The 21,974-nt window shown below is 61.6% G+C and carries 19 protein-coding genes; 9 read left to right on the top strand and 10 right to left on the bottom strand.

Translation table 11 applies throughout. The features are described 5' to 3' along the window. Positions 1-27: 27 nt before the first annotated feature. The 5 genes from purB to HU719_RS21575 form a co-directional block, all read right to left on the bottom strand. Complete coding sequence (purB, locus tag HU719_RS21555; protein WP_186516573.1) at positions 28-1,398, bottom strand: adenylosuccinate lyase; 1,371 nt, start codon at positions 1,396-1,398, stop codon at positions 28-30. A 114-nt stretch (positions 1,399-1,512) separates the two neighbouring features. After that, positions 1,513-2,139: a high frequency lysogenization protein HflD gene (hflD, locus tag HU719_RS21560; protein ID WP_186516571.1), complete on the bottom strand. Its 627-nt coding sequence runs from the start codon at positions 2,137-2,139 to the stop codon at positions 1,513-1,515. Then, positions 2,136-3,260: a tRNA 2-thiouridine(34) synthase MnmA gene (gene mnmA / locus HU719_RS21565; RefSeq protein ID WP_186516569.1), complete on the bottom strand. Its 1,125-nt coding sequence runs from the start codon at positions 3,258-3,260 to the stop codon at positions 2,136-2,138. The genes hflD and mnmA overlap by 4 nt, the downstream gene beginning before the upstream one ends. A 58-nt stretch (positions 3,261-3,318) precedes the next feature. Beyond that, positions 3,319-3,759: an NUDIX domain-containing protein gene (locus tag HU719_RS21570; protein ID WP_186516566.1), complete on the bottom strand. Its 441-nt coding sequence runs from the start codon at positions 3,757-3,759 to the stop codon at positions 3,319-3,321. A 161-nt stretch (positions 3,760-3,920) separates the two neighbouring features. Continuing rightward, positions 3,921-6,146: an NADP-dependent isocitrate dehydrogenase gene (locus HU719_RS21575; protein ID WP_186534516.1), complete on the bottom strand. Its 2,226-nt coding sequence runs from the start codon at positions 6,144-6,146 to the stop codon at positions 3,921-3,923. Positions 6,147-6,571: 425 nt separating this feature from the next. On the opposite strand from HU719_RS21575, the gene icd reads away from it, so the two are divergent. Further along, the gene (gene icd, locus HU719_RS21580; protein WP_186534517.1) at positions 6,572-7,828 is read left to right on the top strand and encodes an NADP-dependent isocitrate dehydrogenase; all 1,257 of its coding nucleotides are present in this window, start codon (positions 6,572-6,574) and stop codon (positions 7,826-7,828) included. A gap of 69 nt (positions 7,829-7,897) precedes the next feature. Here the strand turns inward: icd and HU719_RS21585 are convergent, their stop codons facing one another. Then, positions 7,898-8,185 (bottom strand): cold shock domain-containing protein, encoded by a 288-nt coding sequence (locus HU719_RS21585; RefSeq protein WP_186516560.1) that lies wholly within the window; start codon positions 8,183-8,185, stop codon positions 7,898-7,900. A 231-nt stretch (positions 8,186-8,416) separates the two neighbouring features. Between HU719_RS21585 and clpS the strand changes: the two genes are divergently transcribed. Together clpS and clpA are read left to right on the top strand one after the other, a co-directional pair. Further along, positions 8,417-8,788 carry an ATP-dependent Clp protease adapter ClpS gene (gene clpS, locus HU719_RS21590; RefSeq protein ID WP_186516551.1) on the top strand — a complete coding sequence of 124 codons (372 nt, stop codon included), beginning with the start codon at positions 8,417-8,419 and terminating at the stop codon, positions 8,786-8,788. A 30-nt stretch (positions 8,789-8,818) separates the two neighbouring features. Continuing rightward, entirely contained in the window at positions 8,819-11,089 is a 2,271-nt protein-coding gene (clpA, locus tag HU719_RS21595; RefSeq protein ID WP_186516549.1) for an ATP-dependent Clp protease ATP-binding subunit ClpA, read from the top strand. Between the two features lie 84 nt (positions 11,090-11,173). On the opposite strand, the gene infA is transcribed toward clpA, so the two are convergent. The 3 genes from infA to aat form a co-directional block, all read right to left on the bottom strand. After that, positions 11,174-11,392 (bottom strand): translation initiation factor IF-1, encoded by a 219-nt coding sequence (gene infA, locus HU719_RS21600; protein ID WP_002553999.1) that lies wholly within the window; start codon positions 11,390-11,392, stop codon positions 11,174-11,176. 103 nt (positions 11,393-11,495) lie between these two features. After that, entirely contained in the window at positions 11,496-12,203 is a 708-nt protein-coding gene (locus HU719_RS21605) for an arginyltransferase (protein WP_186516547.1), read from the bottom strand. A gap of 59 nt (positions 12,204-12,262) precedes the next feature. Then, on the bottom strand, positions 12,263-12,943 hold the full coding sequence (aat, locus tag HU719_RS21610) for a leucyl/phenylalanyl-tRNA--protein transferase (RefSeq protein WP_186516714.1): 681 nt from the start codon (positions 12,941-12,943) through the stop codon (positions 12,263-12,265). Between the two features lie 337 nt (positions 12,944-13,280). Here aat and ftsK point away from each other — a divergent pair, with 337 nt between their 5' ends. The 6 genes from ftsK (at position 13,281) to cysG (ending at position 20,801) form a co-directional block, all read left to right on the top strand. Then, complete coding sequence (ftsK, locus tag HU719_RS21615) at positions 13,281-15,695, top strand: DNA translocase FtsK (RefSeq protein ID WP_186534518.1); 2,415 nt, start codon at positions 13,281-13,283, stop codon at positions 15,693-15,695. 63 nt (positions 15,696-15,758) lie between these two features. Then, on the top strand, positions 15,759-16,382 hold the full coding sequence (gene lolA / locus HU719_RS21620) for an outer membrane lipoprotein periplasmic chaperone LolA (protein WP_186516543.1): 624 nt from the start codon (positions 15,759-15,761) through the stop codon (positions 16,380-16,382). A gap of 12 nt (positions 16,383-16,394) precedes the next feature. After that, complete coding sequence (locus tag HU719_RS21625) at positions 16,395-17,720, top strand: replication-associated recombination protein A (protein WP_186516713.1); 1,326 nt, start codon at positions 16,395-16,397, stop codon at positions 17,718-17,720. Continuing rightward, positions 17,717-18,091 carry a fluoride efflux transporter CrcB gene (gene crcB / locus HU719_RS21630; RefSeq protein WP_186516541.1) on the top strand — a complete coding sequence of 125 codons (375 nt, stop codon included), beginning with the start codon at positions 17,717-17,719 and terminating at the stop codon, positions 18,089-18,091. Before HU719_RS21625 ends, crcB begins: the two co-directional genes overlap by 4 nt. A 30-nt stretch (positions 18,092-18,121) precedes the next feature. Next, a complete protein-coding gene (gene serS / locus HU719_RS21635; protein ID WP_186516539.1) occupies positions 18,122-19,402 on the top strand; it encodes a serine--tRNA ligase in 1,281 nt (426 codons plus the stop codon). Position 19,403: 1 nt separating this feature from the next. Continuing rightward, positions 19,404-20,801 (top strand): siroheme synthase CysG, encoded by a 1,398-nt coding sequence (gene cysG, locus HU719_RS21640; protein WP_186516537.1) that lies wholly within the window; start codon positions 19,404-19,406, stop codon positions 20,799-20,801. Positions 20,802-20,920: 119 nt separating this feature from the next. Here cysG and HU719_RS21645 read toward each other — a convergent pair whose 3' ends face one another. Continuing rightward, on the bottom strand, positions 20,921-21,883 hold the full coding sequence (locus HU719_RS21645) for a glutathione S-transferase family protein (RefSeq protein WP_186516535.1): 963 nt from the start codon (positions 21,881-21,883) through the stop codon (positions 20,921-20,923). Between the last annotated feature and the right edge of the window lie 91 nt (positions 21,884-21,974).

Here is a 21,974-nt window from a genome sequence, read left to right on the forward strand (position 1 = left end):
GGCCGGGCGTAGGAGGCGACGCTCAGCTTAGACGCGTTTGGCCTGGGCCACTGCGTTACCGATGTAGGTCGCAGGCGTGAGCAGCTTGAGCTCGGCCTTGGCGTCGGCTGGCATGTCCAGGCCGTCGATGAAGGTCAGCAGTGCTTCAGGGGTGATGCCCTTGCCACGGGTCAGCTCTTTGAGCTTCTCGTAGGGGTTCTCGATGTTGAAGCGGCGCATCACGGTCTGGATCGGCTCGGCGAGGACTTCCCAGCAGGCGTCCAGGTCGGCAGCGATACGGGCGTGGTTGACTTCCAGCTTGCCAATACCCTTGAGGCTGGCCTCGTAGGCGATGACGCTGTGGGCAAAACCAACGCCCAGGTTGCGCAGCACGGTGGAGTCGGTCAGGTCACGCTGCCAGCGCGAAACCGGCAGCTTGCTGGCCAAGTGCTGGAACAGTGCGTTGGCGATACCCAGGTTGCCTTCGGAGTTTTCGAAGTCGATTGGGTTGACCTTGTGCGGCATGGTCGAGGAGCCGATTTCGCCGGCAACGGTCTTCTGCTTGAAGTAGCCCAGCGAGATGTAGCCCCAGACGTCGCGGTCGAAGTCGATGAGGATGGTGTTGAAACGGGCGATGGCGTCGAACAGCTCGGCGATGTAGTCGTGCGGCTCGATTTGCGTGGTGTACGGGTTGAACTGCAGGCCCAGCTCGTCTTCGATGAAGGCGCGTGCGTTCTCTTCCCAGTCGATTTGCGAGTAAGCCGACAGGTGGGCGTTGTAGTTGCCTACGGCGCCGTTGATCTTGCCCAGCAGCGGCACGGCGGCCACTTGCGCGATCTGGCGCTCCAGGCGGTAGACCACGTTGGCCAGCTCTTTGCCCAAGGTAGTCGGCGAAGCCGGCTGGCCATGGGTGCGCGACAGCATCGGCACGTCGGCGTGGGCGTGGGCCAGGGCGCGGATCGACTCGGCGATCTGGCGCATCAGCGGCAGCAGCACGTCATCACGGCCAGCGCGCAGCATCAGGGCGTGGGACAGGTTGTTGATGTCCTCGCTGGTGCAGGCGAAGTGGATGAACTCGCTGACCTTGGCCAGTTCAGGCAACTGTGCCGCCTGCTCCTTGAGCAGGTACTCGATGGCCTTGACGTCGTGGTTGGTGGTGCGTTCGATTTCCTTGACGCGCTCGGCGTGCTCAAGCTTGAAATCGGTGGCCAGGCTGTCCAGCACGGCATTGGCTTGGGCGCTGAATGCTGGCACTTCGCCGACCTGCGGGTGAGCGGCCAGGCGTTGCAGCCAGCGCACTTCAACCAGAGCGCGGAAGCGGATCAGGCCGAACTCGCTGAAAATAGGGCGCAAGGCCTGGGTTTTGCCGGCATAACGGCCGTCTACAGGGGAAACCGCAGTGAGCGAAGAAAGCTGCATGGGGTGTTCTCGGACAGTCAGGCTTTTGGAGGGCGCATATCATACATGAAAAATGCGCCGGAGTCGGGTGGCTGACCAAAGGTCGGGCCGTTTTGAAGCGTGTAGGCGCGGCGTTCAGGATTCGGTGCGCATCAGGCCATACAGTTCGTTGAGCAGCTTGCGGCGGCTGAAGACCAGCTGCCAGCGGTGCCCGCCCAATTGGCGCCACAGGCGCGCGGCGCGGATGCCGGCCAGCAGGATGGCGCGGATCTTCGAGGCGTTGTTGGCCTGCTGCAGGAAGCGCATGTCGCCATGCACCTGGATCCGTTGGCGCAAGGTGCTCAGGGTGTCCTGGTAGAGCGCGCCACTGGAGGCGATGACGTTGTCGTGAACCAGGCCGAAGTGGTCGGCCTGGGACTGAATTTGTGGCAGGCGGTTGCCGATGGTGTCGAGCAGGTCGCCGCGCTTGTTCAGCTGGCGCTCAAGGCCGAGCATCGACAGCGCATAGCGCAGCGGTTCGCGCTGCAGGCTGCTGGGGTCGCGCTCCAGCGCCCCTACCAGTGCCCGGTAGCCGTCGCGCAGGTTCAGGTCGTCGCCGCCGAACACTTCAAGGGTGTCGTTGGGGTCGCGTACCAGCAGGCTGCCGAGCATGCAGCCGATATTGGCCTCGCTGGCCTGCCCGGTGCGGGCGATACGGTCGACCAGTACAGCGGCCTGGAACACGCCGCCCAGGGCGACCAGTTGCTCCTGCAGGTTGTTCATGCGCGCGGGCTCCATGGCTCGGCGGTTTCGATCACGCCGCCGCCCAGGCACACCTCACCGTCATAGAACACCACGGACTGGCCGGGGGTCACAGCGCGCTGGGGCTCGGCGAATACGGCGCGATAGCCGTCTGCTGTGCGTTCCAGGGTGCACTGTTGGTCACCCTGGCGGTAGCGGACCTTGGCGGTCAGCTGGCGCGGGCTGGACAGGTCGACCGGGTTGACCCAGAAGATTTCCGAAGCCAGCAGCGCACGCGAGAACAGCCAGGGGTGTTCGTTGCCTTGGCCCACCACCAGTACGTTACGCACCAAGTCCTTGTGCAGCACGTACCACGGCTCGTCGCCTGCGTCTTTGAGGCCGCCGATGCCAAGGCCCTGGCGCTGACCGATGGTGTGGTACATCAGGCCGTGATGGCGGCCGATCACGTCGCCTTCGGTGGTTTCGATATTGCCTGGCTGGGCCGGCAGGTACTGCTTGAGGAAGTCACTGAAGCGGCGCTCGCCTATGAAGCAGATGCCGGTCGAGTCCTTTTTCTTGGCGGTGGCCAGGCCGTGTTTTTCGGCGATGGCGCGCACTTCGGGCTTTTCCAGTTCGCCCACCGGGAACAGTGTGCGGGCAATTTCATTGCCGCCCACGGCGTGCAGGAAGTAGCTCTGGTCCTTGTTCGGGTCCAGGCCCTTGAGCAACTCGGTAAGGCTGCCGGTGTCGCGGCGGCGCACGTAGTGGCCGGTTGCGATCAGGTCGGCGCCAAGCGACAGGGCGTAGTCGAGGAACGCCTTGAACTTGATTTCGCGGTTGCAGAGGATGTCCGGGTTAGGCGTACGGCCGGCTTTGTATTCTTCGAGGAAATGCTCGAACACGTTATCCCAGTATTCGGCGGCGAAGTTGGCGGTATGCAGCTTGATGCCGATACGGTCGCACACGGCCTGGGCATCTGCCAGGTCTTCGCGGGCGGTGCAGTATTCGGTGCCGTCGTCCTCTTCCCAGTTTTTCATGAACAGCCCTTCCACCTGGTAGCCCTGCTCGATGAGCAGAAGGGCGGAGACGGATGAGTCCACGCCGCCGGACATGCCGACGATGACGCGGGTCTTGGCGGGGTCTTTGAGTGCTGGGTTGGTCATGGCTACCGGTGTGTTTCAGGGGGAAAAGCGCCGATTCTAGCAAACCCGTGAGCTGGCGTCAGTCGCGCAGCAATGCAAGGCTGTGCAGCGGCCCTGCCAGGTAGTCATCCAGGCAGCGCGGCACCAGCTCGCTGCGCCAGCGTTCCGGGGCGGCCAGTAGTTCGTCGCGGCTCAGCCAAACGGCGCGGACGATGTCGCTGTCCAGTGCGCGGTCGGGGTGGTGGCGCAGGGGGCGGGCGGCGAAGCAGATGCGCTGGTAGGTGACCCCGTTGCTCGGTGCGGTGTACAGGTAAATGCCCACCACGCCGGTTAGCTCCACGTCCCAGGCGGTTTCTTCGAGGGTTTCGCGCAGTGCGGCCTGGGCCAGGGTTTCATTGGCTTCGAGGTGGCCGGCGGGCTGATTGAAGACGTGCTGGCCGGCTTTGAATTCTTCGACGAACAGAAACTTGCCGTCACGTTCGACGACGGTGGCGACGGTGATGTGGGGTTGCCAGGACACGGTCGATACTCTCCCTAAAGTGGCAAGCTTTGAGCGGCAAGCGACAAGCCGACGCGGCACGCGGGCTGCTTCAGCTTGTAGCTGGCCGCTCAAAGCTTGCGGATCAAAAAGCACAAACCCCGGTGCGTGGCCGGGGTTTGTGGGGTTACTTCAAGCGAGCCTTACAGTGCGGCAATGGCGCTGTTCAGGGTCTTGCTTGGGCGCATCACCTTGGCGGTCAGCTCGGCATCCGGGGCGTAGTAGCCACCGATGTCGGCTGGCTTGCCCTGAACGGCGTTGAGCTCGGCGACGATAGTCTCCTCGTTCTCGGCCAGGGTTTTAGCCAGCGGCGCGAAGCGCGCTTGCAGCGCTGCATCGTCAGACTGTGCAGCCAGTGCTTCGGCCCAGTACAGGGTCAGGTAGAAGTGGCTGCCGCGGTTGTCGATGCCACCCACTTTGCGCGAAGGCGACTTGTTGGTGTCGAGGAACTTGCCGGTAGCCTGGTCCAGGGTATTGGCCAGAACCTTGGCGCGCGGGTTGTCGTAGGTGTTGCCCAAGTGCTCCAGCGATGCCGCCAGCGCCAGGAATTCACCCAGCGAGTCCCAGCGCAGGAAGTTTTCTTCGACCAGTTGCTGTACGTGCTTGGGTGCCGAACCGCCGGCGCCGGTTTCGAACAGGCCACCGCCGTTCATCAGCGGTACGATCGACAGCATCTTGGCGCTGGTGCCCAGCTCCATGATCGGGAACAGGTCGGTCAGGTAGTCGCGCAGCACGTTGCCGGTCACCGAAATGGTGTCCTTGCCTTCGCGAATACGGGCCAGGGAGAACTTGATGGCATCGACCGGGGCCATGACACGGATGTCCAGGCCAGTGGTGTCGTGGTCTTTCAGGTAGCGCTGTACCTTCTCGATCATGACGCCGTCGTGGGCGCGGGCCGGGTCCAGCCAGAACACCGCTGGGGTGTTGCTCAGGCGGGCGCGGTTGACGGCCAGCTTGACCCAGTCCTGGATCGGCGCGTCTTTGGTCTGGCACATACGGAAGATGTCGCCAGCTTCGACGTTCTGCTCCAGCACCACCTTGCCTTTGCTGTCGACAACGCGCACGACGCCGTCAGCCTGAACCTGGAAGGTCTTGTCGTGGGAGCCGTACTCTTCGGCTTTTTGGGCCATCAGGCCGACGTTCGGCACGCTACCCATGGTGGTCGGGTCCAGGGCGCCGTGCTGTTTGCAGTCTTCGATGGTGGCCTGGTAGATGCCGGCGTAGCAGCGGTCCGGGATGATTGCCTTGGCGTCCTGCAGTTCACCGGCGGTGTTCCACATTTTGCCCGAGTCGCGGATCATTGCAGGCATCGAGGCGTCGACGATAACGTCGCTCGGCACGTGCAGGTTGGTAATGCCTTTGTCCGAGTTGACCATGGCCAGGGCCGGGCGAACGGCGTACAGGGCCTGGATGTCGGCTTCGATCTCGGCCTGCTTGTCAGCTGGCAGGTCCTTGATGCGGGCGTACAGGTCGCCGATACCGTTGTTGGCGTTGAAGCCCACTTCGGCCAGGGCAGCTGCGTGCTTGTTCAGCACTTCGCCGTAGAAGGCTTCGACGATCACGCCGAACATGATCGGGTCGGAGACCTTCATCATGGTGGCTTTCAGGTGAACCGACAGCAGCACGCCGGAGGCCTTGGCATCAGCGATCTGCTCGGTGATGAAGGTTTTCAGGGCTTTGCGGCTCAAGGTGGCGCAGTCGACCACTTCGGCGGCTTTGACTGCGGTCTTTTCTTTCAGCACCGTGGTGCTGCCGTCTTTGCCGACCAGCTCGATGCGCAGGCTGTCGTCAGCTTCGATCAGGGCGGCCTTTTCGCTGCCGTAGAAGTCGCCGCTGTTCATGTGCGCAACGTGGGACTTCGAGTCTGCAGCCCAGGCGCCCATCTTGTGCGGGTGCTTGCGTGCGTAGTTCTTGACCGACAGCGGTGCGCGGCGGTCGGAGTTGCCTTCGCGCAGAACCGGGTTTACGGCGCTGCCCTTGATGCGGTCGTAGCGAGCGCGGGATTCTTTTTCCTCGGCGCTGGCTGGCTCGTCGGCGTAGTCAGGGATGTTGAAGCCTTTGGCTTGCAGCTCCTTGATGGCGGCCTTGAGCTGCGGAACCGATGCAGAAATGTTCGGCAGCTTGATGATGTTGGCTTCGGGGGTGGTTGCCAGTTGGCCCAGCTCCGCCAGGTGATCGCCTACCTGCTTCTCTGCGCCCAATTGCTCCGGGAACGACGCGAGGATACGGCCAGCCAGGGAGATATCGCGGGTTTCGACGGCGATGTCGGCCGAGGCGGTGAACGCTTCGACGATCGGCAGCAGCGAGTAGGTGGCGAGGGCGGGGGCTTCGTCGGTGAAGGTATAGATGATCTTGGAACGGGTGGGCATGCGGGTTAACTCTCTATGTGCTGAGCGTACTCGAGTCTCGAGGTGCGCAGGGTAGGCGCATCGCCCTGGCAGCGCCATGAGCGGAAAGTCGAGAGGCTGCGAGCGGTGATGGTGGATGCATCAGTCGAGCGTCAATTGCTGAGCTGCGGTAACAACCCAGACTTGGTGGCCGTTCGTGGCCTAGGGCGAGCCGCATTTCCAAGGGTTCGCCCCGATGACCTAGCGGTCAGCGCCGGAGTATACCAAACCCTTTGGGCTATTCAGCAAGGTCAAGTGCGTTCGCGCCATTTATAAGACCAAAGACGTAGGGGCAATGTGGCGGGTTGTCGCAGGTGGCAGGCGGGCTTGCAGGTCGACGGATGTGGTTTAGGCTCAGTGCAGCGCACGCTTTCCAACCCACCAGCAACGACGCGGAGTAGTGCAGCATGGGATACCAGAAAATCAAGGTTCCGGCTGACGGCAGCAAGATCACCGTCAATGCAGACCATTCGCTCAATGTGCCTGACAACCCGATCATTCCGTACATCGAAGGGGATGGCATCGGCGTGGATGTCTCGCCAGTCATGATCAAAGTCGTGGACGCCGCGGTGCTCAAGGCCTACGGCGGCAAGCGCAAGATCGCTTGGATGGAAGTCTACGCTGGCGAGAAGGCCACTCAGGTGTATGACCAGGACACCTGGCTGCCCGAGGAAACCCTACAGGCGGTCAAGGACTACGTGGTGTCGATCAAGGGGCCGCTGACCACGCCAGTGGGTGGCGGTATCCGTTCGCTGAACGTGGCCTTGCGCCAGCAACTGGACCTGTATGTATGCCTGCGCCCGGTGCTGTGGTTCGAAGGCGTGCCGAGCCCGGTCAAGAAGCCGGGTGATGTGGACATGGTGATCTTCCGCGAGAACTCCGAGGATATCTACGCCGGCATCGAGTGGAAGGCAGGGTCACCTGAGGCGGACAAGGTGATCAAGTTTCTCAAGGAGGAAATGGGCGTTACCAAGATTCGTTTCGACCAGGACTGTGGCATTGGTATCAAACCTGTGTCCAAGCAGGGCACTCAGCGCCTGGTGCGTAAAGCCTTGCAGTATGTGGTGGAAAACGATCGCGAGTCGCTGACCCTGGTGCACAAGGGCAACATCATGAAATTCACTGAAGGGGCGTTCAAGGACTGGGGCTATGAAGTGGCGCGCGACGAGTTTGGCGCCGAATTGCTCGATGGTGGCCCGTGGATGAAGTTCAAGAACCCGGTCAGCGGCCGCGAGGTGGTCGTCAAGGACGCCATCGCCGACGCCATGCTGCAGCAGATCCTGCTGCGCCCGGCCGAATACGACGTGATCGCGACCCTTAACCTCAACGGCGACTATCTGTCGGATGCGCTGGCCGCGGAGGTGGGCGGCATCGGCATTGCCCCTGGCGCCAACCTGTCGGACACGGTGGCGATGTTCGAGGCGACGCACGGTACTGCGCCCAAATATGCAGGCCAGGACAAGGTTAACCCCGGCTCGGCGATTCTTTCGGCGGAAATGATGTTGCGGCACATGGGCTGGACGCAAGCCGCTGACCTGATCATCAAGGGCACCAACGGGGCCATTGCCGCCAAAACTGTAACCTACGATTTCGAGCGCCTGATGGATGGCGCGACGCTGGTCGGCAGTTCGGGGTTTGGCGACGAAATGATCAAGCATATGTAAGCGCAGGGCATAAAAAACCGGTCAGCTGCTTTTCGCAGTGACCGGTCTGTTTCGGAAGGAGGACGGTTATCAGGTCTGGACGGTTTCACGTTCAAGCGGTGCGGCTTCAGCGAGCGGCTTGGCGCCACTGAGCGTCTTGGCCATTTCGGCATCGATGATATTTTTCGCCAGCAGCCCCTTCGGCCCCTGTACTACCTCAAACACCACCAACTGCCCGGCTTTGAGGGTTTTGTAGGCGCCGTCGGTACCCATGTTGATAGCTGAGAAGTGGGCGAACACGTCGGCATCGCTATCGTGTTCGTTGACGAATCCAAAACCCTTGGCGTTGTTGAACCACTTGACTTTACCGCTTGTCATCCCTATGTCCCTCTGCAAAGGACTCCATCACTGGAGTATCATCCACTTCATCCGCATACGAACCTTGCGTAAAAATCTGGTTGACTGCGCGGATCTTTATCGACCACGGTGGGTTCCTATTGGTTGTAACACCGTTTTGCCGATAGTCAAGGTCACCCGGCGCCCGCGCCGAGCGGGCTCCGTGCAGTCAACCGACAACCTTAACTTGTCGATCATGATGAAATTCTTTCCATGCATGTATTCAGTAAGATTCGACTAACATTCAATCAGGATCGCCCGTCACAGGATGACGGACACGAGGATGATGGTGCCGGCCTTGCGGTTCAGGAGGCCAAGCCGCTTTTGCAGGCGCCACCGATGTACAAGGTGGTTTTGTTCAACGATGACTACACACCGATGGATTTCGTCGTCGAAGTGCTCGAGACGTTCTTCAATCTGAACCGCGAGCTGGCGACCAAGATCATGCTGACCGTCCATACCGAGGGGCGGGCAGTGTGCGGATTGTTTACCCGGGACATCGCCGAAACGAAGGCCATGCAGGTCAACCAATACGCCAGGGAAAGCCAGCATCCGCTACTCTGTGAAATCGAGAAGGACGGTTAATCGCCGACCACTTGGGTATGAGGTGAAGCTATGTTAAACCGCGAGCTCGAAGTCACCCTCAATCTGGCCTTCAAGGAGGCCCGTTCGAAGCGTCATGAGTTCATGACCGTCGAACACCTGCTGCTGGCACTCCTTGACAATGAGGCTGCCGCGACCGTTCTGCGCGCCTGTGGCGCCAATCTCGACAAGCTCAAGCATGACCTGCAAGAGTTCATCGACTCCACCACGCCGCTGATCCCTGTGCACGACGAAGACCGTGAAACGCAACCGACGCTGGGCTTCCAGCGGGTGCTGCAGCGCGCGGTGTTCCACGTGCAAAGCTCCGGCAAGCGTGAGGTGACCGGCGCCAATGTGCTGGTGGCCATTTTCAGCGAACAGGAAAGCCAGGCTGTGTTTCTGCTCAAGCAGCAGAGCGTGGCCCGTATCGACGTGGTCAACTACATTGCCCACGGCATCAGCAAGGTGCCGGGGCATGGGCCACACACCGACAGCGACCAGGACATGCAGGACGAAGAGGGCGGCGAAACGTCGTCTTCCAGCAACCCGCTGGATGCCTACGCCAGCAACCTGAATGAACTGGCCCGTGCCGGGCGTATCGACCCGTTGGTCGGCCGCGAGCAGGAGGTCGAGCGCGTGGCGCAGATTCTTGCCCGTCGGCGCAAGAACAACCCGCTGCTGGTCGGCGAGGCTGGTGTGGGCAAAACGGCTATCGCCGAAGGCCTGGCCAAGCGTATTGTCGATGGTCAGGTGCCTGACCTGCTGGCGCAAAGCGTGGTCTACTCGCTCGACCTCGGCGCATTGCTTGCCGGTACCAAATATCGCGGCGATTTCGAGAAGCGTTTCAAGGCGCTGCTTGGCGAGCTGCGCAAGCGCCCGCAGGCAATTCTGTTCATCGATGAAATCCACACCATCATCGGTGCCGGGGCTGCCTCTGGCGGCGTCATGGATGCCTCCAACTTGCTCAAGCCACTGTTGTCGTCGGGTGATATCCGCTGCATTGGCTCGACCACCTTCCAGGAATTCCGTGGCATCTTCGAGAAGGACCGTGCTCTGGCCCGGCGCTTCCAGAAGGTTGACGTGTCGGAACCCTCCGTCGAGGACACAGTGGGCATTCTGCGTGGGCTCAAAGGCCGTTTCGAGAGCCACCACAACATCGAGTACAGCGACGAAGCCCTGCGCGCCGCGGCCGAGCTAGCCTCGCGCTACATCAACGACCGTCATATGCCCGACAAGGCAATTGACGTGATCGACGAAGCTGGCGCCTATCAGCGCCTGCAGCCTGAGGCAAATCGCGTCAAGCGTATCGATGTGCCGCAGGTAGAAGATATCGTCGCCAAGATTGCGCGCATTCCGCCAAAGCATGTCAGCAGCTCCGACAAAGAACTGCTGCGTAACCTTGAGCGGGACCTCAAGCTCACCGTGTTCGGCCAGGATGCCGCCATCGACTCGCTGTCGACGGCCATCAAGCTGTCCCGTGCGGGCTTGAAGGCGCCAGACAAGCCTGTGGGTTCGTTCCTGTTCGCCGGCCCTACCGGCGTGGGCAAGACCGAGGCCGCGCGGCAGTTGGCCAAGGCGCTGGGTGTCGAGTTGGTGCGCTTCGACATGTCGGAGTACATGGAACGGCACACTGTGTCGCGCCTGATCGGTGCGCCGCCGGGCTACGTCGGCTTTGATCAAGGCGGTCTGTTGACTGAGGCGATCACCAAGCAGCCGCACTGTGTATTGTTGCTCGATGAAATCGAGAAGGCGCACCCTGAAGTCTTCAACCTGCTGCTGCAGGTGATGGACCACGGCACCCTGACCGACAACAACGGGCGCAAGGCGGACTTCCGCAACGTGATCCTGATCATGACCACCAACGCCGGCGCCGAAACCGCTGCGCGGGCCTCGATCGGCTTCACCCATCAGGACCACTCGTCCGATGCCATGGAAGTCATTCGCAAGGCGTTCACACCGGAGTTCCGCAACCGTCTGGACACCATCATCCAGTTTGGTCGTCTGTCCCACGAGACCATCAAGAGCATCGTCGACAAGTTCCTCATCGAACTGCAGGCGCAGCTGGAGGACAAGCGTGTGTTGCTGGAAGTCAGCGACGACGCGCGCGGCTGGCTGGCGGCGTCGGGCTACGATGTGCAAATGGGCGCACGGCCAATGGCGCGGTTGATCCAGGACAAGATCAAGCGGCCGCTGGCCGAGGAGATCCTGTTCGGCGAGCTGGCCGAGCATGGCGGTGTGGTCCACATCGACCTGCGCGACGGCGAACTGGTGTTCGACTACGAAACCACGGCTGAGGTGGCGTAACGCACGTGCGGGGCTTGCCCCGCACTGTTTGCAAAACCCATGAAAAAGCCCGGCACATTGGCCGGGCTTTTTCATGGCTGAAGCTTAGCGGGCGCGGTAGGTGATGCGGCCCTTGCTCAGGTCGTAGGGCGTCAGCTCGACGCGGACCTTGTCGCCAGTGAGAATACGAATGTAGTTCTTGCGCATCTTTCCGGAGATGTGCGCGGTAACGACGTGCCCGTTTTCCAACTCCACGCGGAACATGGTGTTAGGTAGGGTGTCGACGACAGTGCCTTCCATTTCGAAGCTGTCTTCTTTCGACATGCAGTAAAGCCCTCGGTGTCCAGTGTTGGCCCGACGCGTGACTGCACCGGGCTAAAAAAGTGGCGTGGATTATGCCCGAAAATTGTGTTTCAAGCCAATGCTTTCAATTAAGGCTTACCCAGCGCTGATTGATCAGCAATTCGATAGGCCGGTACTGGGTCTTGTAGTTCATTTTCTTGCAGTTCTTGATCCAGTAGCCAAGATAAACCGCCTCAAGCTCCAGGCGCAGTGCCTCGCCGATTTGCCACAAGATGGCGTAGCGGCCGAGGCTGCGGCGCTCTTCGGCGGGTTCGTAGAAGGTGTACACCGCTGACAGGCCATTGGGCAGCAGGTCGCACACCGCGACCGCCAGCAGGCGGCCTTCGAGGCGGAATTCGTAGAACCAGCTGAACGGCAGGTCGCGCACCAGAAAAGTGGAAAACTGGTCGCGGCTTGGCGGATACATATCGCCATCGGCATGGCGCTGTTCGATGTAGCGCCGGTACAGGTCGAAATATTCTTCGGTGAACACCGGGCGCGTGGCGGTGACGACAAGGTCGGTATTGCGCTTGACGATGCGCCGCTGTTGGCGGTTGGGTATGAACCGTGCGGCTGGAATGCGCGCCGGCACGCAGGCGTTGCAATGCTGGCAGTGGGGGCGGTACAGGTGGTCGCCGCTGCGCCGAAAGCCCATTTCCGACAGGTCGGCATACACATGCACATCCATCGGCTGGCTGGGGTCGAGAAACAGCGTGGTAGCCTGCTCGCCAGGCAGGTAGCTGCAGGAGTGGGGTTGAGTGGCATAAAACTTCAACCGCGCCAGCTCTGTCATGATCCACCCCTTACCGGTGAGACTTTGTCTGTAAGTGTAAGCCAGCTGTGCAAACTCGCCTAGGCAACCCAGGTGGCGCTAGCGGGTTGGTCCAGGTACGTGGTCAGGTGTTCGGCGAAGCTGGCGCGGCTGATGGCGCGGGCGCCCAGGCTATGCAGGTGGTCGGTGGGCATCTGGCAGTCGATCAGGGCAAAGCCCGCTTGGCGCAGGTGCTCGACCAGCGTGGCAAAACCCACCTTCGAGGCGTTGTCGGCCCGGCTGAACATCGACTCGCCAAAGAACAAGCGGCCCATGGCCAGCCCATACAGGCCGCCGACCAGCTCGCCGTCCTTGCGGACTTCGACCGAGTGCGCGATGCCGCGCCGGTGCAGCTCAAGGTAAGCCGCCTGCATGCTGCCGGTGATCCAGGTGCCGTCGGCATAATCGCGAGGGGCGGCGCAGGCTGCTATTACCGCAGCGAAGTCGCCGTCGAAGCTCACTTGGTAACGGCCCTGGCGCATCAGCTTGGCCAGCGACCGCGAAACGTGCAGTTCGTCAGGAAACAGCACGGTGCGCGGGTCAGGCGACCACCACAGGATGGGCTGGCCGTCCTGGTACCAAGGAAAGCAGCCGTGCCGGTAGGCCGCTATCAGGCGGTCTGCAGACAGGTCGCCGCCCGCGGCGAGCAGGCCGTTGGGGTCTTGCAGGGCCTTTTCCAGTGGGGGGAAGCTCAGTGAGTCGCGGGTCAGCCAGGTCAGCATGAGGTTTTGGGCGGTGGAGTAGGGGAGGGCGGTCAGCATGGCGCGGCTTGGTGGCGAGGTCAACGGCGGGTGTCGCGCCCGTCAGTGCCCCTTGTACTGCTGGTATTTAGCCAGCTTTGGCACCATCTGGCGCATTTGCTGTCACACCTGTGCAAAAACACAGCATAAGCCTTTGTCACAAAAGACAATGCATGATCAAATTGCACCTATATGAACAAAGCCCCCGTTCGTGCCCCCACGGCGTACCGCCATGGCGGCGGGTGGGCAGTAATGTTAAAAGTAGTGATTTGTTGGCCAGTCACCGGCCAATCACTATTCGCGCAGGAATAGACGCGTTTTGAAGAAATCCACTGCAACTCCAGCTCCCTTGCCCGTGCCGTTATGGCGCCAGCAGCTGCAATACCGCCTCAAGGAAGGTGCGCTGATTGCCGTCGGTGCACTGTGCCTGTACCTGTGGATGGCATTGGTCACCTACGACACCTCCGACCCAGGCTTCAGCCACACCAGCAACGTCGAGCAGGTGCAGAACGCTGCCGGCCGCGCCGGGGCTTACTTTGCCGACATCCTGTTCATGGTGTTGGGCTACTTCGCCTACATATTCCCGCTGCTGCTGGGCATCAAAACCTGGCAGATTTTCCGCGAGCGCCACCAGCCGTGGCAGTGGAGTGGCTGGCTGTTTTCCTGGCGCCTGATCGGCCTGGTGTTCCTGGTGTTGTCCGGTGCGGCCCTGGCGCATATCCATTTCCATCAGTCTGCGACCTTGCCGTTTTCCTCGGGTGGCGCGCTGGGCGAGAGCCTTGGCGACCTGGCGCGCAGCCTGCTGAACGTGCAGGGCAGCACGCTGATGTTCATCGCCCTGTTCCTGTTCGGCCTGACCGTGTTCACCGATCTTTCCTGGTTCAAGGTCATGGACCTGACCGGCAAGATCACGCTCGACCTGTTGGAGCTGGTGCAGGGCGCAGCAACCCGCTGGTGGGAGGCGCGCAACGAGCGCAAGCGCCTGGTGGCGCAACTGCGTGAGGTAGACGAGCAGGTCGACGAAGTAGTCGCCCCTGTGGTGCCCGACAAGCGCGAGCAGATCAAGGCCCGCGAGCGCATCCTGGAACGCGATGAAGCGCTGACCAAGCATGTGGCCCAGCGCGAACAGCAACCTGCCCCGGTGATCAACATCCCCGCGGCCCCGGTCAAAGCGCCAGAGCCCAGCAAGCGGGTGATGAAAGAAAAACAGACGCCGCTGTTCGTCGATAGCGCTGTTGAAGGTACTTTGCCGCCCATTTCCATCCTCGACCCGGCTGAAGAAAAGAAAATCGAGTACTCGCCCGAATCGTTGGCAGGTGTCGGTCACCTGCTTGAAATCAAGCTCAAGGAGTTTGGGGTCGAGGTCTCGGTCGACTCGATCCACCCGGGCCCGGTGATTACCCGGTACGAAATCCAGCCGGCTGCCGGAGTGAAGGTCAGCCGTATCGCCAACCTGGCCAAGGACCTTGCGCGCTCTCTGGCCGTGACCAGCGTGCGGGTGGTCGAGGTAATCCCTGGCAAGACCACCGTGGGCATCGAGATCCCTAACGAGAACCGCCAGATGGTGCGCTTCTCCGAGGTGCTGTCGTCGGCACAGTATGACGAGGCCAAGTCGCCGGTCGCCTTGGCCCTGGGCCACGACATCGGTGGCAAACCGGTGATCACCGACCTTGCCAAGATGCCGCACCTGCTGGTGGCGGGCACCACCGGTTCCGGTAAGTCGGTGGGTGTCAACGCAATGATTCTGTCGATCCTGTTCAAGTCTGGCCCGGAAGACGCCCGGCTGATCATGATCGACCCGAAAATGCTCGAACTGTCGATCTACGAAGGCATTCCGCACCTGCTGTGCCCGGTGGTCACCGATATGAAGGACGCCGCCAACGCCCTGCGCTGGAGCGTTGCCGAGATGGAGCGCCGCTACAAGCTGATGGCGGCCATGGGCGTGCGTAACCTGGCAGGCTTCAACCGCAAGATCAAAGATGCCCAGGAGGCCGGCGAGGTCATCTACGACCCGCTGTACCGCCGCGAAAGCATGGACGACGAGGCGCCAACGCTGAAAACCCTGCCGACCATCGTTGTCGTGGTGGATGAATTCGCCGACATGATGATGATCGTCGGCAAGAAGGTCGAAGAGCTGATCGCACGGATTGCGCAAAAAGCCCGTGCTGCCGGTATTCACCTGATTCTGGCTACCCAACGCCCGTCGGTGGATGTCATCACTGGCTTGATCAAGGCCAACATTCCGACCCGTATGGCGTTCCAGGTGTCGAGCAAGATCGACTCGCGGACCATTATCGACCAGGGCGGCGCCGAGCAACTGCTGGGCCACGGCGACATGCTGTACATGCCGCCTGGCACCAGCCTGCCGATTCGCGTACACGGTGCGTTCGTTTCTGACGAAGAAGTGCACCGCGTGGTCGAGGCCTGGAAGCTGCGTGGCGCGCCAGACTACAACGACGACATTCTCAACGGTGTCGAAGAAGCCGGCAGCGGCTTTGAAAGTGGCGGCGGTGGCGACAGCGACGACTCGGAAAGCGACGCGCTGTACGACGAAGCCGTGCAGTTTGTGCTGGAAAGCCGCCGTGCTTCCATTTCGGCAGTGCAGCGCAAGCTGAAGATCGGTTACAACCGTGCCGCACGCATGATCGAAGCAATGGAAATGGCCGGTGTGGTCACTTCAATGAACAGTAACGGCTCGCGGGAAGTGATAGCCCCAGGCGGCCCGCGCGACTGACGTTTTCTTCCGCCGGGTGCCAACGACGGTGCCCGGCTCATTCAATGCTCTACGAGGATCCCCATGCGCATGATTCGCATGATGTTGGTTTCTGCCCTGGCTGCGGCCAGCCTGTCGGCCCATGCCGGTGAACAGGACGTCCAGCGCCTGACCCAGTTGCTCGAAAAGTCGCAGACCATCGAGGCCAACTTCTCCCAGCTGACCCTGGACGCCGGTGGCACAAGTCTGCAGGAAATGTCTGGCAAGATGACTGTCAAGCGCCCTGGTCTGTTCTACTGGCACACCGATGCGCCACAGGAGCAGGTCGTCGTATCCGACGGTAAGAATGTCACCCTCTGGGACCCCGATCTGGAGCAGGCCACCGTCAAGAAGCTCGACCAGCGCCTTAACCAGACTCCGGCACTGCTGTTGTCCGGTGATGTATCGAAGATCAGCCAGAGTTTCGACATCACCTCCAAGGAGCAGGGCGAAGTGATGGACTTCACCCTCAAGCCGAAGACCAAGGACACCTTGTTCGATTCGCTGCGGGTATCGTTCCGCAAAGGGCTGATCAATGACATGCAACTGATCGACAGCGTCGGCCAGCGCACAAACATCTTGTTCAATGGCGTGAAGGCCAACCAGGCGGTGCCGGACAGCAAGTTCACCTTCGACATCCCCAAAGGCGCGGATGTCATAAAGGAGTAAGCACAACCCGTGATGGATCTGTTTCGCAGTGAGCCCGTCGCCCAGCCTTTGGCTGCGCGGCTGCGCCCGTCCAACCTGGATGAGTACGTCGGCCAGGAGCACCTGCTCGCGCGGGGTAAACCGCTGCGCGAAGCGCTGGAGCAGGGTGCGCTGCATTCGATGATCTTCTGGGGCCCGCCCGGGGTCGGCAAGACCACCCTGGCGCGGCTGCTGGCGCAGTTTTGCGATGCCCACTTCGAAACCGTCTCGGCAGTACTGGCGGGGGTCAAGGAAATCCGCCAGGCCGTCGAGGTGGCCAAGCAGCAGGCCGGCCAGTACGGCAAGCGGACCATTCTATTTGTCGACGAAGTGCACCGCTTCAACAAGTCGCAACAGGACGCTTTCCTGCCTTATGTCGAGGATGGCACGCTGATTTTCATTGGTGCCACCACTGAAAACCCCTCGTTCGAACTGAACAACGCCTTGCTCTCGCGGGCCCGCGTCTATGTGCTCAAAAGCCTGGACGAAGCGGCGCTGCGCAAGCTGGTAGACCGTGCCCTTACCGAGGAGCGCGGCCTTGGCAAGCGCAACCTCAGCGTTGGCGACGAAGCCTTCAAGATGCTCATGGCCGCCGCCGATGGTGACGGCCGGCGCATGCTCAACTTCCTGGAAAACGCCTCTGACCTTGCCGAAGACGGTAGCGAAATCGGCGTCGAGCTGCTGCAAAGCCTGCTTGGCGACAGCCGCCGTCGTTTCGACAAGGGTGGCGAGGCGTTCTACGACCAGATTTCCGCACTGCACAAGTCGGTGCGCGGCTCCAACCCGGACGGTGCCTTGTACTGGTATGCGCGCATGCTCGACGGCGGTTGCGACCCGCTGTACATCGCCCGCCGTGTAGTACGCATGGCCAGCGAAGACATCGGCAACGCCGACCCGCGTGCACTGAGCCTGTGCCTGGCGGCCTGGGACGTACAGGAGCGCCTGGGGAGCCCCGAGGGCGAGCTGGCGGTGGCCCAGGCTATCACCTACATCGCCTGCGCGCCGAAGAGCAACGCCGTGTACGTGGGATTCAAGACCGCCCTGCGTGAAGCGGCCGAGCATGGCTCGCTGGAAGTGCCGCTGCACCTGCGCAATGCGCCGACCAAACTGATGAAGCAGCTCGGCTATGGCGAAGAGTACCGCTATGCCCATGACGAGCCCGATGCCTACGCCGCCGGTGAAGATTACTTTCCGGACCAGCTCGAACCGCGCCAGTATTACCAACCGGTGCCCCGTGGCCTTGAGCTTAAAATCGGTGAAAAACTGCGCCATTTGGCCGAACTCGACCGCATCAGCCCTCGGCAGCGGAGAAAACCGTGATTGCACTGATTGCGGCAGTCAGCGCCGGAGGCATTGCCGGCACGCTTTTGCGCTTTGCCACCGCCAGTTGGGTCAGCGCCCACTGGCCACGGCACTTCTATCTCGGTACGCTGGCGGTCAATCTGATTGGCTGCCTGCTGATCGGCCTGCTCTACGGCTTGTTCCTGCACAAACCCCTGGTGCCGGTCGAGCTGCGCGCAGGCCTGATTGTTGGGTTTCTCGGCGGCCTGACCACGTTTTCTTCATTTTCGCTCGACACCGTGCGCCTGCTCGAAAGTGGGCAAGTACCGCTGGCATTGGGCTACACCGGCGCCAGCGTAATGGGCGGGCTGCTCGCAACCTGGGCCGGCCTTGCTCTAACCCGTATCTGAACCAACACCTACCTATAACGAGAGAACGATATGCTCGATTCCAAACTGTTACGCGGCCAACTTCAGGAAGTGGCGGATCGCCTGGCCTCCCGTGGCTTCAGCCTGGATGTCGCGCGCATCGAATCACTGGAAGAACGCCGCAAGGCGGTGCAGACCCGCACCGAACAGCTGCAGGCCGAGCGTAACGCCCGTTCCAAGTCCATCGGCCAAGCCAAGGCCAAGGGCGAAGACATCGCCCCGTTGATGGCCGATGTCGAGCGCATGGCCAATGAGCTGGCGGCCGGCAAGCTGGAACTGGACGCTATCCAGGCCGAGCTCGACGGCATCTTGCTGACCATTCCCAACCTGCCGGACGCCAGCGTGCCGGTGGGTGCCAACGAAGATGACAACGTCGAAGTGCGCCGTTGGGGTACCCCGCCGGCATTCGATTTCGAGGTCAAGGACCACGTCGCGCTGGGCGAGGTCAGCGGTGGCCTGGACTTCGAAGCCGCTGCCAAGCTGTCCGGCGCGCGCTTTGCCGTGCTGCGCGGCCCGATTGCTCGCCTGCACCGCGCCTTGGCGCAGTTCATGATCAACCTGCACACCGGCGAACACGGTTACGAAGAGGCCTACACCCCGTACCTGGTACAGGCGCCAGCCCTGCAGGGCACCGGCCAGCTGCCGAAGTTCGAAGAAGACCTGTTCAAGATCAGCCGTGATGGCGAGGCAGACTTCTACCTCATCCCGACCGCTGAAGTGTCGCTGACCAACTTGGTTGCCGAGCAGATCCTCGACGCCAAGCAGTTGCCGATCAAGTATGTCGCGCACACCCCGTGCTTTCGCAGTGAAGCCGGTGCTTCGGGCCGTGACACCCGCGGCATGATCCGCCAGCACCAGTTCGACAAGGTCGAGATGGTGCAAGTGGTCGAGCCGGGCAAATCCATGGAAGCCCTCGAAGGCCTGACTGCCAACGCCGAGCGCGTGCTGCAGCTGCTCGAACTGCCGTACCGCGTACTGGCACTGTGCACCGGTGACATGGGCTTCAGCGCGGTGAAAACCTTCGACCTCGAGGTGTGGGTACCAAGCCAGGGCAAGTACCGCGAAATCAGCTCCTGCTCCAACTGCGGCGACTTCCAGGCGCGCCGCATGCAGGCGCGCTGGCGCAACCCGGAAACCGGCAAGCCAGAGCTGGTGCACACCCTCAACGGTTCGGGCCTGGCAGTGGGCCGTACCCTGGTTGCGGTGCTTGAAAACTACCAGCAGGCCGACGGTTCGATCCGTGTGCCTGAAGTGCTCAAGCCGTACATGGGCGGCGTAGAGGTGATTCGCTGATATGGACTACCTGCCGCTGTTCCACAAGCTGCAGGGGGCTCGCGCGCTGGTTGTCGGCGGTGGTGAAATCGCCTTGCGCAAGGCTCGCCTGCTGGCTGATGCCGGCGCCGTGCTGCGTGTCGTCGCACCTGATGTCGACAGCCAGCTCGCTGCGCTTGCGCGCGAGGGCGGTGGCGAGGTGCTGGTGCGCGGCTATGAAGCCCGCGACCTTGGCGGTTGCCGGCTGGTAATCGCCGCCACTGACGACCCTGGGCTCAATGCCCAGGTGTCGGCCGAGGCCCAAGCTCTGAGCGTGCCGGTCAACGTGGTAGATGCGCCTGCGCTGTGCACGGTGATCTTCCCAGCCATCGTCGACCGCTCCCCGTTGGTGGTTGCCGTGTCCAGTGGCGGCGATGCGCCGGTGCTGGCGCGGCTGATCCGGGCCAAGCTTGAAGCCTGGATTCCTGCAGCCTACGGCGAGTTGGCCGGGCTGGCTGCGCGTTTTCGCCATCAGGTCAAGGCGCTATACCCTGACGTCAACCAACGCCGTGGTTTCTGGGAAACCGTGTTCCAAGGTCCGATCGCCGAGCGCCAACTGGCCGGGCAGGGCGCCGAAGCCGAGCGCCTGTTGCGCGAAATGGTCGAGGGCGCGCCGGTACAGCAGGGTGGCGAGGTGTATCTGGTCGGTGCCGGCCCGGGTGATCCGGACCTGCTCACCTTCCGCGCCTTGCGCCTGATGCAGCAGGCCGACGTGGTGCTGTACGACCGCTTGGTGGCGCCGGCGATCATCGACATGTGCCGGCGTGACGCCGAGCGCATCTATGTGGGCAAGCGCCGCGCTGATCATGCAGTCCCTCAGGACCAGATCAACCGCCTGCTGGTGGACCTGGCCCAACAGGGCAAGCGTGTATTGCGCCTCAAAGGTGGCGACCCGTTCATCTTTGGCCGTGGCGGCGAAGAAATCGAAGAGCTGGCCGAGCATGGCATTGCGTTCCAGGTCGTGCCCGGCATTACGGCTGCCAGCGGCTGTTCGGCCTATGCCGGTATCCCGCTGACCCACCGTGACTACGCCCAGTCAGTGCGTTTTGTAACAGGCCACCTCAAGGATGGCACCAGCAATCTGCCTTGGAACGACCTGGTCGCGCCGGCGCAGACATTGGTGTTCTACATGGGGCTGGTGGGGTTGCCGACTATCTGCGCCGAATTGATCAAGCATGGCCGCGACGCCAGTACCCCGGCTGCATTGGTGCAGCAGGGTACTACGCGCAATCAACGGGTGTTCACCGGGACGTTAGCAGACTTGCCTGAAATGGTGGCGCGCCATGAGGTGCATGCCCCCACGCTGGTGATCGTCGGTGAGGTTGTGCAGTTGCGTGAGAAGCTGGCGTGGTTCGAAGGGGTTCAGGAGCAGAGCTGCTAGAGCCTCTTTGCGCTGGCGATGCTCCTTGAGGCGCAGATCCTAGGGCTGCTTTGCAGCCCATCGCGACACAAGGTCGCTCCTACCCAATAGAAAGCGATTTGCTTGAAACCACGCTTTCTTTACCCCGCCTGCCAGATCCCTTTGCCCGGCAGCCTTGCACGGTCGTGGGGCGCGCTGAAGTCCTGCAGCGGGCCCTTGGGCACGATCCCGTTCGGGTTGATGGTCTTGTGGCTCAGGTAATAGTGCTTCTGGATATGTTCCATGTTCACTGTACCCGCCACGCCCGGCCACTGATAAAGCTCGCGTAACCAGTTGGACAGGTTCGGGTAATCGCTCAGGCGGCGCAGGTTGCATTTGAAGTGGCCGTGGTAAACGGCGTCGAAGCGCACCAGGGTGGTGAACAGGCGCACATCGGCCTCGGTCAGGTATTCGCCGGCCAGGTAGCGTTTTTTGTCCAGCAACGCCTCCAGATGATCAAGCTCGTTGAACACCTCATCGAAAGCCGTCTCGTAGGCGTCTTGCGTGGTGGCGAAGCCTGCGCGGTATACGCCATTGTTGACGGCCGGGTAGATGCGTTCGTTGAGGGCGTCGACTGTGCTACGTAACGCTTGCGGGTAAAGGTCCAGCGTATTGCCCGTCAGCTCGTTGAACGCCGTGTTGAAGATGCGGATGATCTCGGCAGACTCGTTGTTGACGATGCGCTTCTCTTTCTTGTCCCAGAGTACCGGCACGGTTACCCGGCCAGTGTACTGCGGGTCGTCCTGGGTATAGCGTTGGTGCATGTACTGCAAGGCGTCGAGAAGGTCACCGGTGGAGCCGTTTTGCTGATCGAACGTCCAGCCCTGCTCACCCATCAGCCAGCTCACCACCGAGACATCGATCAGCGGCTCCAGGCCTTTGATGGCACGCAGTATGAGCGTGCGATGGGCCCAAGGGCACGCGAGGGATACGTACAAGTGGTAACGGCCAGCCTCGGGCGTGGGAAGCGGGTTACGGCGCTGGGCATTCTCACGCTTGAAGGCGCCGTCCTTGCCGTTTTCATACCACTGGTCGTGCCAGCGGCCATCGATCAAAAGGCCCATGATGCAGCTCCTCGGAACAAAGTTGTTTGTCGTTGGAGCTCAGTCTAGAGAAAATCGTTCGAATAAATAGCGCAAAGACTGGGGTGGTTTA

It is taken from the genome of Pseudomonas farsensis (genome assembly GCF_014268805.2).
In the GTDB taxonomy this organism is placed as follows: Bacteria; Pseudomonadota; Gammaproteobacteria; order Pseudomonadales; family Pseudomonadaceae; genus Aquipseudomonas; species Aquipseudomonas farsensis.